The following is a 13,529-nucleotide window of genomic DNA, read 5'->3' on the forward strand; positions in this document are numbered from 1 at the left end:
ACTTCCTGGCAGGCAAAATAGCGCTTATTTCCTCGCCTTCAGCCAACCATGTCAGAAGAAGCGCTGCGTCAGCAGATCCAGATCCTGAAAAAGCACAATGCGCGCTTAAAGCGTATAGCGCATGACGCGCGTAATAAGTTAAGTGCTGCGCTGGATGGTACCGGGCTCTGCTTGTGGCAGCTGGATATTCCGAGCGGTAAGTTAGTGATTTTCAACCGCCGCTGGGGTGCCATGCTCGGTTTTCAGCCAAAAGAAACCAAAGCCCAGTTTGATGTGTGGCGTGAATGCCTGCATCCCGACGATGCCGACGACGTGCTGAAAGCCTTTTACGATCATATTGAGGGGCGCGCGCCTTACTACGAAGCGCTGCATCGCATGCTCGGTAAGAACGACAACATCAAGTGGGTGCTGGATCGCGGGCGCGTGACCGAATGGGATGATCAAGGTAATCCTATCAAGGTGACCGGTACGCACATTGATATGACCAAAGAGAAAGAGTACGAAGCGCAGCTCTCCTCGCTGGCGCATCACGATCCGCTTACTGGCCTTACCAATCGCCATGCGCTGCCCAGCCATTTTAATCAGATGAAAGCAAAGGGGCCGCTGTGCGTGGCGTTTGTCGATCTGGATAATTTTAAGCACGTCAACGATACGCTGGGTCATCGCAGCGGCGATGAAGTGTTAATTCAGCTCAGCCAGCGCATCAGCGCCGTGGTGCTGCCCAACGTGGTGATTGGACGCCTGGGCGGCGATGAGTTTGTGCTACTGATCCCTTTCCTTATCGATTATCCCAAAGTGCGCATTATGCTGCAGGCGGTGCTGGATGCCGCGCTACTGCCGTTTGATGTTGATAACGGGCATGCACAAATTGGCGCATCAATAGGCATCGCCCAGGTGCAGGAGCTCGACCGTTTTGAGGATGCGCTAACCCGCGCCGACGAAGCGATGTATCAGATTAAGAAAAACGGCAAGCAAGGATTTGGCTTAGCGGGTTAACGCTGCCGAAAAAAAACGCCCACCTCTCTCCCATCCGCCGCCACGGCGCCTAAACTTGCTTACAGTAAACCGCCCGTCGTTCGATGTAGTTTGATTGGCAGACACACGACATCACTCACTAACGGAGCAAACGAATGAGTTCATTTAAGACGAAAGATGGCGTTAATCTTTATTTTAAAGATTGGGGTAAGGGCCAACCGGTGCTGTTTAGTCACGGCTGGCCGCTGGATGCTGATATGTGGGACAGCCAGCTAAATTTTCTCGCCGAACGTGGCTATCGCGTGATTGCTTTTGACCGTCGCGGCTTCGGTCGCTCCGATCAACCGTGGGAAGGGTATAACTACGATACCTTTGCCGATGATATTCACGGCCTGATTGAACATCTGCAGTTAGATGATGTGACGCTGGTGGGCTTTTCAATGGGCGGTGGCGATGTATCACGCTATATCGGCCGCTACGGCACGGCGAAGGTGAAAAGTTTAGTGCTGTTGGGGGCGGTAACGCCGATCTTTGGCAAAACGGCCGATCATCCAGAAGGCGTTGAGCAATCGGTATTTGACGGCATTAAAGATGGCTTACGCAAAGATCGTGCGCAATTTATCAAAGAGTTCGCGACGCCGTTCTACGGCATTAACGCGGGGCAAACGGTTTCTGACGGCGTGCTGACGCAAACTCTCAACATTGCGCTACTGGCATCGCTGAAAGGCACCATCGATTGCGTGACGGCGTTTTCTGAGACCGATTTCCGCGCAGATATTGCCAAAGTGGATGTGCCGACGCTGGTGATTCACGGCAGCAATGACCAGGTTGTGCCGTTCGAAGCCACCGGCAAACTGGTCCATGAGATGATTAAAGGATCGGAGCTTAAGGTTTACGAGAATGGTCCGCATGGTTTTGCGGTGACGCATCAGGATCGGTTGAATGCGGATCTGCTGGCGTTTTTGCAGAAGTAATTGATGTGAAAAGGTCGCCATGAATGGCGACCTTACAGCGTTTATCAATCCGCCAGCAAATGCCCGTACATTGTCATCAGCCTGCGGGTGACACCGTTGGTCCAGCCGAAGCCATCCTGCAACGGATACTCACCGCCGCCACCCGGACGGGCGCGATCGCCACTGATGTCGTATTTTTCCACCAGCTTATGATGCAGCGAATAGAAATTATTCACCGTATTCAGCCAGTTGACGGCAATTTCTGTCGCCAGCGTCTCTTCACCGTAGTGATTCAAACCGACAACGGCCATCCACTGCAGCGGAGCCCAGGCATTGGGTTTATCCCACTGCTCGCCGCTTTCCACCATGGATGTTAATAAGCCACCTTGCGTGAGCAGCAACTGACGCAGCGCCACCGCCTGCAAATGCGCCTGTTCCGGCGAAGCGAGGCCGAGGAACAGCGGCACAACCGCCGCGGCGGTGAAGGCGCCGAAACGCTCGCGGCGCCAGTCGTAATCACGGTAAACCCCGGCGGTGTTATCCCACAGGTAACGGTGAATCGCCTGCTTGCGGCCATCGGCCTTTTTCTGCCATGCCAGCGCCGTCAGCTCTTCACCTTTGGCATGCGACAGCGTTGAAATCATCAGTTCCAGTTTGTAGAGGAACGCGTTGAGATCGATCGGAATAAATTGTGTGGTGCGAATACTCGCCAGGCGCTGCGGATCGCGCAGCCAGCGTGAGGAGTAATCCCAACCCGAAGCCGCCCCGGCACGCAGATCGCGATAAACTTCGTTCGCTGGGCGGCTCGATTTTTTCGCGGTCTCGATATCTTCCAGCCACGACTCGTCTCGCGGCGTATCACGATCGTCCCAGTAACGATTTAGCAGCGAACCGTCGGGCATGCGCACCACATGGCGGTAAGCCTGATGCGGCATCAACTCGCCCGCGCCGTCCATCCAGAACTGGTACTCCTTCATCAGCTGATCGAGATAGCGTTTCGCGCCGCGAATACCATCTTCTTCGAACAGCTCAACCATCAGCGCAAACACCGGCGGCTGCGAGCGGCTGAGATAGTAAGTACGGTTGCCGTTTGGCACGTGGCCGTAATTATCAATCAGCCAGGCAAAGTTATCCGCCATGTGGCGCAGCAAATCGTCGCGCCCCGCATCAGCAAGGCCCAGCATGCTGAAGTAAGAGTCCCAATAATAGGTTTCCCCGAAACGGCCACCGGGCACCACGTAAGGTTTCGGTAATGGCAGTAACGATGAGTGTGCTAAATGCTGCTGTGGCATTTTGGTTAACACGGGCCACAGATCGTCAATATGTTCCGTTAAGGTTTTATCCGGATTAGAAACATAAAAGCTCTCATTCACCTGCGGTGAATAAAAATGTTCGTGCACAAAACTTTCAAGATCAAAATCCGCTGCGCGTTTACGGCGACGAAAGCGAATTAAAATATCCAGCGGATCGAATTTGGGTGCGCAGTCTGGAAACGTTTTGCTGTCGGCAAATATGTGCGAGGTTTGCACCTGCTCAAACAGCTCCATGTAGCGATCGGCAGGCGTCAGCGCATCCGGCGCGGGCAGACCTTCGATCAGCTCGGGTTCTGGCTCCGAATCTTGCACACCTTCACGAACAAATTCATGAGGATTATATTGATACTCCAGTTCAGCATCTGCGCGTCGATCCTCGAAAGCGTTATATTGCTGTTGGTTAGTATTAATAGCAGCCTCCTGGTAAAGTCTTGAATGCGTAAAGGACAAATTATAGAGGTTTGAGAGGGCTAAACAACAATGCGATTTATCTATGAACGTAATAAATCATGTCGATGGATCGCCTGTTTTTATGAATTTTGAGCGATTACAACGGGCTATATTTCAGGAAATGAAAGCAGTGCTTGAGATGGATGTTCAAATAGCTGCACAGAATTATCTGTAATTAAGAAAATCGCTAAAATAAGACTAAAAAAGAGTGAGATGGCTTGATCAATTTATGGCAAACGCAGCGGGAGCTGAGCGGTTTTCCCCTCACCCTAACCCTCTCCCGCCGGCGGGAGAGGGAATGTTTAGCGGCTGAGACGAACTCGATCGGCTCCCTCGCCCGCGTGCGGGAGAGGGCTGGGGTGAGGGACCAAGCGCACCTTACTTCTTCAGTGCTGCCTTAATCACATCCGCGTATGGCGTGGTTGGGCGGCCAATCAGTTTACTCAACGTATGGCTATCATCGAACAATCCACCTTTTTCGGCTCCGGCATCTGAATCTGCCAGCATCTCAGACAGTCCATCCGGCAAACCGGCACCTTTCAGCGCCGCGGCGAACTCCGCCTGCGGCAGGTTGATGTATTCAACCTTTTCACCCGACTGTTTAGCGATTTCGGCACTGAATTGCGCCAGCGTATAACTGTCGTCACCGGCCAGCTCATACACTTTGCCAGCCTGATCGTCACGGCTGATCACTTCTGCCGCCGCAGCTGCATAATCGCTACGCGCCGCCGATGAGATGCGACCTTCACCTGCTGCGCCAATAAAGGCGTGGTGTGCCAGGGCGGGCGCAATGCTCGCCGCATAGTTCTCGGTATACCAGCCGTTGCGCAGCAGCGCGTAGGGAACGCCAGAGGCTTTCAAATCCGCTTCCGTTGCACGATGCTCAACGCCTAATCCTAATGGGGTGGTGTCGGCGTGCAGCAGGCTGGTGTAAGCAATTAAACTAACGCCCGCGGCTTTCGCGGCGTCGATCACCGCCTTGTGCTGGGCAACGCGCTGGCCGACTTCGCTTGAGGAGATCAGCAGCACTTTATCTACGCCGGCAAAGGCGCTCTGTAGCGTTTCCGGTTTGCTGTAATCCGCCGCACGCAGCGTGACGCCCAGCGCTTTGAGATCCGCCGCTTTCTCGGGTGAACGCACCGCCGCAATCACGTCGCTGGCCGGCACTTTTTTCAGTAATTCGGTAATGACCAAACGGCCCAGTTGGCCAGTGGCACCTGTAATCGCAATCATGATGTTCTCCTTCAGTTTGAGCTGGTTTACAAACAGCCTACGAGATAAACTAACTTTTAGTAAGTACTTACAGATTTGTTAGTTTGGCGGAGATGGTTTAAGTGTCTGAAAAGATGAGTGATAAATTTACGCGTGGCGAGTTGCTTAATGTCAATTGCCCATCACGCGAGGTGCTCAAGCGTATCACCAGCCGCTGGAGCGTACTGATATTATTAGCGCTGCGCGAAGAAACGCTGCGATTTAGTGAACTGCGCCGCAAGATTGGTGGCGTAAGTGAACGTATGCTGGCGCAGACGCTGCGCTATATGGAAGAAGATGGTTTTGTCGAGCGTATTGCTTATGAAGTGGTGCCGCCGCATGTGGAGTATCGTCTGACGTCTTTAGGGCATGAAGTGGAAGGGCAGGTGGTTGGGCTGGCGGATTGGTTAGAGAGCAACGTGCATCGCATTTTGAAGCCTGCGCATTAATCGGGTCGCCATAAATGGCGTAATGCCAACCAGTTAAGCGTCGTATCAAATCACCGCACCTTCCGTAGCGGCGCGATTTATCGCGCAATAAATTGCGCCGCTACAATGTGTGCTCTCGGTAATGAGGGTTTTTCATGTCTTAACTGACAACCATTCATGGCACTCTTACGGCATCAGGCGTGCAAATACTTCTCAAACCAGCCCAGCGTGCGGCTCCAGGCCAACTCGGCGGCGGCTTTGTCGTAGCGCGGCGTCGAATCATTATGAAAACCGTGATTCACGCCGGGATAAACATAGCCTTCAAAGATTTTGTGGTTCGCCTTCAGCGCTTCTTCATAGGCGGGCCAGCCTTCGTTGATCCCTTTATCCAGCGCCGCATAGTGCAGTAGCAACGGAGCTTTGATACGCGGCACGTCCTCGGCTTTGGGCTGACGTCCATAAAATGGCACGGCGCAGGCTAAGTCGGGAAACGCCACCGCCGCTGCATTGGCAACGCCGCCGCCGTAGCAGAAACCGGTAATGCCCACTTTGCCGGTGCCTGCTTCGTGGTGCATCAGAAAATCTACCGCAGCGAAGAAATCATTCATCAGTTTGGTGGGGTCGACTTTGGCCTGCATGGTTTTGCCTTCGTCATCGTTGCCCGGATAGCCACCCAGCGAGCTCAAACCATCCGGTGCCAGCGCAATATAACCTGCTTTCGCCACGCGCCTTGCCACATCTTCGATATAAGGATTCAGGCCACGGTTCTCATGCACGACCACTACGGCGGGCACTTTGCCTGTAGCGTTTGCCGGACGCACCAGATAACCGCGTACCTCGCCGTGACCCTGCGGTGACGGATAGTGAATGTACTCGGGTTTGATCGCCGGATCGGTAAATTCAACCTGCTGCGCCAGCGCATAGTTGGGGCTCATTGCGCTCAACAACGTGGCACCCGTCATCCCGGCAATGGTGAATTTTGCCGCCAGCGAAATAAATTCGCGTTTGCTGATCTTGCCATGAGCGTAGTAATCGTAAAGTTCGAGCAATTCCTGAGGGAAATCCTGTGCAGTAAGACGGGTCATAACCACTCCTTCGCGGATTAACGGGTTGATTGCTGCTTTAAAAAAGCACAGCTCGTCCCCGCAGGCAAATGTTATGACTCAATGGGTTAACCACTACCGATTAACCTCATGTGGAAAATATTCAGCAGGAATATATCCATTTGCTCTAAAAATATTATCTTTTAATTAACATTTTAGATCCGTTGCACCTGTCCGGAAATATTTACAGCTGAAATCCCCTTGGGGAAAAATAATCGATCTATTCTCCGCACTAAAAAATAAATAAATGAAGTATTTACCTGATAAGTGCAGCAGCAATTACCTGAAAATAATAACAATATTGTCACAATGAATGAGGGTGATTAACCTTAACGTAGTGATTTTAAAGTATTAGTTTCCATGGAAAACAATGATCGAAATCAAAAAACACTGTTATAGTTTTACCGACTTCCACTGTTTATTTTCGTTCGCACGGCTTCCTTTTACATTGGTGCGACATTTCTTTAAGCAAGGCGAAATATTGCGTTGCGATCTGCTTGTTAAATATAAGTAAAAATTCGGTGTAATTTGTGGCAATGAGGTAAGCAATGTTTGGATTAGATGCCTTTCATCTGGCAAGGATACAGTTCGCCTTTACTGTTTCCTTCCATATTATCTTCCCAGCCATCACCATCGGTCTCGCCAGTTTCCTGGCGGTGCTCGAAGGAATGTGGCTGAAAACCCGTAACGAGACCTATCGCGATCTCTACCATTTCTGGTCGAAAGCGTTTGCCGTTAACTTCGGTATGGGCGTGGTATCCGGTCTGGTGATGGCGTACCAGTTTGGTACCAACTGGAGTGGTTTCTCGCAGTTCGCAGGCAGTATTACCGGCCCGCTGCTCACCTATGAAGTGTTGACCGCCTTCTTCCTTGAAGCGGGCTTCCTCGGTGTGATGCTGTTTGGCTGGAACCGCGTCGGCCCTGGCTTGCACTTCTTTGCAACCTGCATGGTGGCGCTCGGCACCATCTTCTCCACCTTCTGGATCCTCGCCTCGAACAGCTGGATGCATACGCCGCAGGGCTACATCATTCAGAACGGCATTGTGGTGCCGGAAGATTGGCTGAAAATCATCTTCAACCCCTCATTCCCTTACCGCTTGTTCCATATGTCGGTGGGTGCCTTCCTTGCCAGCGCCTTCTTTGTTGGTGCATCGGGCGCGTGGCATCTGCTGCGCGGCAATGACAATCCAGCGATTCGTAAAATGTTCTCCATGGCGCTGTGGATGGCACTGATTGTCGCGCCGATTCAGGCGATGATTGGTGACGCGCATGGTTTGAATACCCTTGAGCATCAGCCAGCGAAAATCGCTGCGATTGAAGGCCACTGGGAAAATAAACCGGGTGAAGCCTCGCCGCTGATTCTATTTGGCGTGCCGGATATGGATCAGGAGCGCACGAAGTATGCGGTTGAGATTCCGTATCTCGGCAGCCTGATTCTGACGCACAGCCTGGATAAGCAGATTCCTGCGCTGAAGAGCTTCCCGAAAGAGGATCGCCCTAACTCAACCATCATCTTCTGGTCATTCCGCGTGATGGTGGCGCTGGGCTTGCTGATGATTACGTTGGGCGTGGTCAGCCTGTGGCTGCGTTTCAAAGGTCGCTTGTATCATTCGCGTCCATTCTTATGGTTCACGCTGCTGATGGGGCCATCGGGTTTGATCGCCATTCTGGCTGGTTGGTTCACTACCGAAATTGGGCGTCAGCCGTGGGTGGTGTATGGCGTACAGCGCACCATTGATGCGGTTTCCGCGCATGGCGATATGCACATGAGCATCAGCCTGCTGGCATTCATTCTGGTTTACTCGTCGGTATTTGGCGTGGGCTACCTCTACATGATGCGTCTGATCAAAGAGGGTCCGGTGACCGGTGAAGGTAAAGAGGTTGATCACGGTGGTCCGGGTCAGCATCACACGCCAGCGCGTCCGCTGTCGGCGGCGAAAACCCATAGCGAAAAGAGTGGGGAGCACTAAGATGATCGACTTTTCAATTATCTGGTTTGCCATCATCGTCTTTGGCACGTTGATGTACATCGTCATGGATGGCTTCGATCTGGGTATCGGGCTGCTGCTGCCGTTCAATAAAGATCCTGTTGAACGCGACATGATGGTGAACACCGTTGCGCCGGTTTGGGATGGTAACGAAACCTGGCTGGTACTGGGCGGCGCGGCGCTGTATGGCGCCTTCCCGCTGGCGTATTCGGTGCTGCTGGATGCGCTGTCGATTCCGTTAACGGCGATGCTGATTGGCCTGATCTTCCGTGGTGTTGCTTTTGAGTTCCGCTTCAAAGCCACGTTGGAACACCGTGCGTTCTGGGATAAATCATTCATTGCCGGTTCACTGCTAGCGACCTTCAGCCAGGGCGTGGCGGTTGGCGCGATTCTGAATGGTTTCCCGGTGGTTGGCCGCGAATATGCGGGCTCAGCAATGAGCTGGCTGGCGCCATTCCCGCTGTTCTGTGGCGTTGGTCTGGTCATCGCCTATGCGCTGCTGGGCTGTACCTGGCTCATCATGAAAACCGAACACGACCTGCACCGTAAAATGTCTGCGCTGGCCACGCCGTTGACGTTGACGCTGCTGCTGGTGGTGGGAATTATCAGCATCTGGACGCCGCTGACGCACGCCGATATCGCGCAGCGCTGGTTCACGCGTCCTAACCTGTTCTGGTTCCTGCCGGTTCCGGTGCTGGTGGTGCTGTGTTCGTGGGGGATTGTGCGTGCGATTAAACGCGAAGCGCATTACTCGCCGTTCATTCTAACGCTGGCGCTGATTTTCCTTGGCTTCTCGGGCCTTGGCATCAGCATCTGGCCGAACATCATTCCACCGTCTATCACTATCTGGCAGGCCGCTTCTCCGGCGAGCAGCCAGGCGTTTATGTTGGTGGGTGGCTTGCTGATTATTCCGGTAATTCTGGGTTACACCTTCTGGAGTTACTACGTGTTCCGCGGAAAAATCAAAGCCGACGAAGGATACCATTGATATGCAAACCGAGGTCAGCAACATGAAAACTCACTCAGAAACGAAGATTCCGTGGTGGAAACAGTTGATGTGGCTGGTGATCATTTACGGCGCAAGCGTGCTGGCACTGGGTGTAGTGGCATCACTGTTTCGTATGATGATGACGGCAGCGGGCATGCGCTCGCACTGAGTTATCTGCACTGAGGTGCGCATGAATGCGCACCCTACTAACACAGGTCTGCTTTGTCGAAAGGTCGCCATTCATGGCGACCTTTTCTATTTCCACGCAGAGAAAAACGTTAGTCACCTAAGCAATTAATGCTTTTCCCGCTTCGGTACGTTTACTCTTCCTTACGTTAGTAATACGTTTTTGTTATATTTATGTGACGAATAACGCAAATTCATTACGTTAACCACTTCATTCGATTATCAAAACCATGCTCAGCCTGAATCTAAAAAAACAGTACATCAATGATCTGGTGGACTGGATCGAGGCGAATCTGACTGACGAACTCAACGTCGATCTGATTACCCTGAAATCCGGTTACTCCAAATGGCACATGCAGCGCATGTTCAAAGAGATGACCGGACAAACGCTGGCGTCTTACACGCGCAAACGTCGTTTAACGATGGCGGCGATGGCGCTGCGTCTGACCAGCATGCCGCTGATCGATATTGCGGTGCGCTTTGGCTTTGATAATCAGCAGAATTTTACCCGAGTGTTTAAAAGTCATTTTTCAATGACGCCAGGCGCCTATCGCCGCATCCCGGATATGCTGATGAAGGATTTCCACAGCCGCATCTCAACGCAGCGTGAGTGGGTTAATGCGCATCTGGTGGAGAAGCCGGAGCTGCAGCTGTGTGGCGAGGTGATTGAGTGGGAGTGCCGTTTTGGCGAATACATCGATCACCACAATCATATTGTGGCGCAACACACGCGTGATTTTATTGCCTTTGCGGGTCAGCACGTGAACCGTGGCTGGCTGGGGTTCCAGTTTAGTCCCGGCGTGAATTCGGCCGACCAGCAGCATATTAGCCTGTTCCAGGCGCTGGAGAGTCAGTATGCCGATGTGCTTCCACGTAATGTGCAGAACTGGACCGGTGAAAAGGGCTTGTATGCGGAAATAAACTGGCACGGCGCGCCGGAAGAGATCAACGCCTTTACTGCCGAGATCTATTACAACCATCTGCCAGCGCTGGGCGTGGCGCGACGGGCGGGCAAAGATTTACTCAAACTGGATCTGAAATACAGCACGCCCGATCTGCTGCAAGGGACGTTCTATATTCCTGTAGCGGTTAACTAATGCATAATTCGTGCGGTAAACCGTGACAAACCGCACGATTTTATAAACTCATCGCCCTGATTGGCGTAAAATTCTTCATCGAAACCTGATTGGCCGCGTAAATCACCAGCCGCCACACATCAGGCTGGATAATCACCTGCATTTCTGGTCCATTCCGGACCGCTATAGTGAACAGATAAAAAAATTATGCGACTTCTACCGTTGTTCCTTATGACAGCGCTTGTAGCGTTTTCTTCGCTGGCAAGTGCACAGATGGCCGAGCCTTTTTCACCGCCGGGTGGCCTGCATCCGCATCAACCGCGTTGTGCACAGCATGAAATTCTGGGCGACAATGTGTTGCCGAACCATACCCAGGATGAGGGTAGCTTCGTCACCTGCGGTAACCATCAGGCTTAATATTTCTACGCTTTAATCTCGCTTGCCGGTCGCACTGCTCGTGCCTGATGTCCGGCAGGATGAGCTCTCCCATGAAAAATCTTCATGCCTGCTGTATTGCCAGGTGCGATTAGCCACGTCTCAAATTCTGTGCGTCCATGTGGACGGTGCGCATAAATGCGCACCCTACAAAACCCGCGCGTCGTAATAAATGCGCCCCTACAAAACCCGCGCGTCGTAATAAATGCGCCCCTACAAAACCCGCGCGTCGTAATAAATGCGCACCCTACAAAACCCGTAGGGTCGCCATTTATGGCGACCGCATTACCAATCGCACTGATTTTGCCATCGCCACAATCTCCCAATAGCATTTTTCGGCATTGCATCGAAGATATATCATAACTATTCTGACGCCATCAGATGAGAATGACTTTCACTATCTTTTAGGGAGACCACGCTTGCAAACTACGCCTTCCGCACGCGTACCGCGTCGCGTACGTAATGAATTGCGTTTCCGTCACATCACTGTGGTGAGCAAAACGCTGATTGCCGGTGCATTCTGGCGCATTGTGTTCAACGGCAACGATCTGGCAGGCTTCAATTCGCCGTCGTTTGACGATCACATCAAAGTATTCTTCCCGGAAAAAAATGGCGCTGAACTGGCGCTACCGCAGATGACGGATGACGGTATTGTCTGGCCGGGCGGGGTACGTCCTGCCGCGCGTGATTACACGCCGCTGGAATTTAACGGCATCGATTCACTGACCATCGATTTCTACATCCACGAGGGCGGCGTGGCCAGCAGTTGGGCTAATGAAGCCAAACCGGGCGATCAAATTGCCATGGGCGGTCCGCGCGGTTCGCTTATCGTGCCCGTCGATTATGCCTGCCAGATTTACGTTTGTGATGAAACCGGCCTGCCCGCGTTTAAGCGTCGCTACGCCGAGATGCAGGCGCAGGCGATCCATCTGCTGGCGTATGTCGATGAAGCGACCGGCCGCGATTATCTTGGCGAGTTGCCGAATGTGCAGGTGAGCTGGCTTGGCAGCGGCACTATGCAGGCGGATAACCTGGCCCCGCTAACTGCACGCTTAGAAAGCATTGCGCTGCCCGCTGACGACTACTTCATCTGGCTAACGGGCGAAGGTGAGGCGGTGAAATTGCTGAGCGATTACTTTACTCAAGGACGCGGTGCGCACACCGATTACGTGCGCGCTGCGGCCTACTGGCATCAGAAATAATTCCCGACTGGCCCGCCCGCTGCCGCCTGTGTTGAATTTTGCCAGGCGGCAGACTACTATCAACCTCCCTTAATTGACGCTCAGGAAGGCAATGAAACAGCAGCGGGATTTTCCATGGCAGTCCGACCACGCACAGCGGACCATCTGTGCAGGCGCACGTAAGAAGCGTCGGGAGCGGATGCTGGATGCCAGCGATATCCGACTGTTAATGCTGCACTTTTTGGCGAACGGCTCTGCGCACGGCTATGAGCTGATCAAATCGGTTGAAGAACTCTCCAAAGGGGAATATTCCCCTAGCCCCGGTATCATTTATCCCAATCTCACCTTGCTTGAAGAGATGGACGCGATTCGCGTGGTCGATGCGCAGGCATCACGTAAAGCCTATGCGCTGAATGAGAGCGGGTCGGCACTGTTGGCGGAGAATCGTGACAGTGTGGAAGCGATTATTGAGCGCTTAACCTCGCTGGCGATTCTGGTGAATAACCGCAATATTCCGCAGGTTGAGCAGGCGATTCACCTGATAAAATACACGCTGAATCACCGCCTGGCGCAGGAAGATATTTCGGCTGAGGCGCTGGAGAGGGTGATCAGCGCGCTGCACGACGCGGCAGAAAAAATCGCCAAAAGTTAGCAGATCGCCCGTAGGGTCGCCATTCATGGCGACCGTTTCAATGACCACACGTCAATCACCTCAACTCTTCTTCTTGTCCACATGCCCCAACGCGCGATCCGGCCAGCAAACATCGCGCACGCGCTGCTTCAACGCCGCCGCATCCGGGAATCCGCCTTCCTGCTTACGCTCCCAAATCACCTGACCATCAATGCTTATCTCAAACACGCCGCCGGTGCCCGGTTTAAGCGTAACTGCGCCTACATCTTCAGCAAACGTATGCAGTAATTCCTGCGCCATCCACGCGGAGCGCAGCAGCCAGTTGCATTGTGTGCAGTAATGAATAGTGATGGACGGTTTCTGAATCATAGATGTCTCTGCTTAATTATTGATAATAAACAAGTTAACAAATCGTGCGCTCTAAGATACATCTTAATGTAAATGCTATTGATAATGATTACCAGTTGCATTACATTTCTGTCGCAATCATTTATTACATAAAATAAGTCCGCAACTTTTTATGGTCTTTGCATCAAAGTCCGTACTTTCTGGCAGCAAGCAAGTGAGCGAA

The 13,529-nt window shown here is 52.6% G+C and carries 14 protein-coding genes; 10 read left to right on the plus strand and 4 right to left on the minus strand.

Translation table 11 applies throughout. The annotated features are described in order from the left end of the window. Positions 1-48: 48 nt before the first annotated feature. Positions 49-996, plus strand: a complete 948-nt coding sequence (locus tag ACIP6T_RS18835) for a sensor domain-containing diguanylate cyclase (RefSeq protein ID WP_097096067.1) — start codon at positions 49-51, stop codon at positions 994-996. A 134-nt stretch (positions 997-1,130) separates the two neighbouring features. Beyond that, the gene (locus ACIP6T_RS18840; RefSeq protein ID WP_345828347.1) at positions 1,131-1,949 is read left to right on the plus strand and encodes an alpha/beta fold hydrolase; all 819 of its coding nucleotides are present in this window, start codon (positions 1,131-1,133) and stop codon (positions 1,947-1,949) included. Between the two features lie 44 nt (positions 1,950-1,993). Here the strand turns inward: ACIP6T_RS18840 and treF are convergent, their stop codons facing one another. Next, positions 1,994-3,691, minus strand: coding sequence for an alpha,alpha-trehalase TreF (treF, locus tag ACIP6T_RS18845; protein ID WP_097096068.1), 1,698 nt, complete (start codon positions 3,689-3,691; stop codon positions 1,994-1,996). A gap of 378 nt (positions 3,692-4,069) precedes the next feature. After that, a complete protein-coding gene (locus ACIP6T_RS18850; RefSeq protein ID WP_400458353.1) occupies positions 4,070-4,924 on the minus strand; it encodes an SDR family oxidoreductase in 855 nt (284 codons plus the stop codon). Between the two features lie 101 nt (positions 4,925-5,025). Here ACIP6T_RS18850 and ACIP6T_RS18855 point away from each other — a divergent pair, with 101 nt between their 5' ends. Continuing rightward, positions 5,026-5,391 (plus strand): helix-turn-helix domain-containing protein, encoded by a 366-nt coding sequence (locus ACIP6T_RS18855; RefSeq protein ID WP_097096070.1) that lies wholly within the window; start codon positions 5,026-5,028, stop codon positions 5,389-5,391. A gap of 173 nt (positions 5,392-5,564) precedes the next feature. Here the strand turns inward: ACIP6T_RS18855 and yghX are convergent, their stop codons facing one another. After that, positions 5,565-6,455: a YghX family hydrolase gene (gene yghX, locus ACIP6T_RS18860; RefSeq protein ID WP_097096071.1), complete on the minus strand. Its 891-nt coding sequence runs from the start codon at positions 6,453-6,455 to the stop codon at positions 5,565-5,567. Between the two features lie 566 nt (positions 6,456-7,021). Between yghX and ACIP6T_RS18865 the strand changes: the two genes are divergently transcribed. From ACIP6T_RS18865 to ACIP6T_RS18895, 7 genes are all read left to right on the plus strand, one after another. After that, positions 7,022-8,443 carry a cytochrome ubiquinol oxidase subunit I gene (locus ACIP6T_RS18865; RefSeq protein WP_097096072.1) on the plus strand — a complete coding sequence of 474 codons (1,422 nt, stop codon included), beginning with the start codon at positions 7,022-7,024 and terminating at the stop codon, positions 8,441-8,443. Between the two features lies 1 nt (position 8,444). Next, complete coding sequence (cydB, locus tag ACIP6T_RS18870) at positions 8,445-9,449, plus strand: cytochrome d ubiquinol oxidase subunit II (RefSeq protein ID WP_097096073.1); 1,005 nt, start codon at positions 8,445-8,447, stop codon at positions 9,447-9,449. A 1-nt stretch (position 9,450) separates the two neighbouring features. Then, the gene (locus ACIP6T_RS18875) at positions 9,451-9,618 is read left to right on the plus strand and encodes a DUF2474 domain-containing protein (protein WP_097096074.1); all 168 of its coding nucleotides are present in this window, start codon (positions 9,451-9,453) and stop codon (positions 9,616-9,618) included. Between the two features lie 247 nt (positions 9,619-9,865). Beyond that, on the plus strand, positions 9,866-10,732 hold the full coding sequence (locus ACIP6T_RS18880) for a helix-turn-helix domain-containing protein (RefSeq protein ID WP_097096075.1): 867 nt from the start codon (positions 9,866-9,868) through the stop codon (positions 10,730-10,732). Positions 10,733-10,984: 252 nt separating this feature from the next. Next, the gene (locus tag ACIP6T_RS18885; RefSeq protein WP_345828352.1) at positions 10,985-11,128 is read left to right on the plus strand and encodes a hypothetical protein; all 144 of its coding nucleotides are present in this window, start codon (positions 10,985-10,987) and stop codon (positions 11,126-11,128) included. A 437-nt stretch (positions 11,129-11,565) separates the two neighbouring features. Continuing rightward, positions 11,566-12,348, plus strand: coding sequence for a siderophore-interacting protein (locus tag ACIP6T_RS18890; RefSeq protein ID WP_400458356.1), 783 nt, complete (start codon positions 11,566-11,568; stop codon positions 12,346-12,348). A gap of 91 nt (positions 12,349-12,439) precedes the next feature. Further along, on the plus strand, positions 12,440-12,979 hold the full coding sequence (locus tag ACIP6T_RS18895; protein WP_400458358.1) for a PadR family transcriptional regulator: 540 nt from the start codon (positions 12,440-12,442) through the stop codon (positions 12,977-12,979). Positions 12,980-13,039: 60 nt separating this feature from the next. On the opposite strand, the gene ACIP6T_RS18900 is transcribed toward ACIP6T_RS18895, so the two are convergent. Beyond that, positions 13,040-13,327, minus strand: coding sequence for a SelT/SelW/SelH family protein (locus tag ACIP6T_RS18900; RefSeq protein ID WP_097096079.1), 288 nt, complete (start codon positions 13,325-13,327; stop codon positions 13,040-13,042). Between the last annotated feature and the right edge of the window lie 202 nt (positions 13,328-13,529).

It is taken from the genome of Pantoea sp. NPDC088449, assembly GCF_044753225.1.
Lineage (GTDB): Bacteria > Pseudomonadota > Gammaproteobacteria > Enterobacterales > Enterobacteriaceae > Pantoea > Pantoea floridensis.

Bases quoted from the DNA above. Each gene is read 5' to 3' on its own strand.
- ACIP6T_RS18895 (WP_400458358.1), top strand. From the start codon at position 12,440: ATGAAACAGCAGCGGGATTTTCCATGGCAGTCCGACCACGCACAGCGG.
- ACIP6T_RS18900 (WP_097096079.1), bottom strand. From the start codon at position 13,327: ATGATTCAGAAACCGTCCATCACTATTCATTACTGCACACAATGCAAC.
- cydB (WP_097096073.1), top strand. From the start codon at position 8,445: ATGATCGACTTTTCAATTATCTGGTTTGCCATCATCGTCTTTGGCACG.
- ACIP6T_RS18885 (WP_345828352.1), top strand. From the start codon at position 10,985: ATGGCCGAGCCTTTTTCACCGCCGGGTGGCCTGCATCCGCATCAACCG.
- ACIP6T_RS18835 (WP_097096067.1), top strand. From the start codon at position 49: ATGTCAGAAGAAGCGCTGCGTCAGCAGATCCAGATCCTGAAAAAGCAC.
- ACIP6T_RS18850 (WP_400458353.1), bottom strand. From the start codon at position 4,924: ATGATTGCGATTACAGGTGCCACTGGCCAACTGGGCCGTTTGGTCATT.
- ACIP6T_RS18865 (WP_097096072.1), top strand. From the start codon at position 7,022: ATGTTTGGATTAGATGCCTTTCATCTGGCAAGGATACAGTTCGCCTTT.
- ACIP6T_RS18875 (WP_097096074.1), top strand. From the start codon at position 9,451: ATGCAAACCGAGGTCAGCAACATGAAAACTCACTCAGAAACGAAGATT.
- ACIP6T_RS18880 (WP_097096075.1), top strand. From the start codon at position 9,866: ATGCTCAGCCTGAATCTAAAAAAACAGTACATCAATGATCTGGTGGAC.
- ACIP6T_RS18840 (WP_345828347.1), top strand. From the start codon at position 1,131: ATGAGTTCATTTAAGACGAAAGATGGCGTTAATCTTTATTTTAAAGAT.
- yghX (WP_097096071.1), bottom strand. From the start codon at position 6,455: ATGACCCGTCTTACTGCACAGGATTTCCCTCAGGAATTGCTCGAACTT.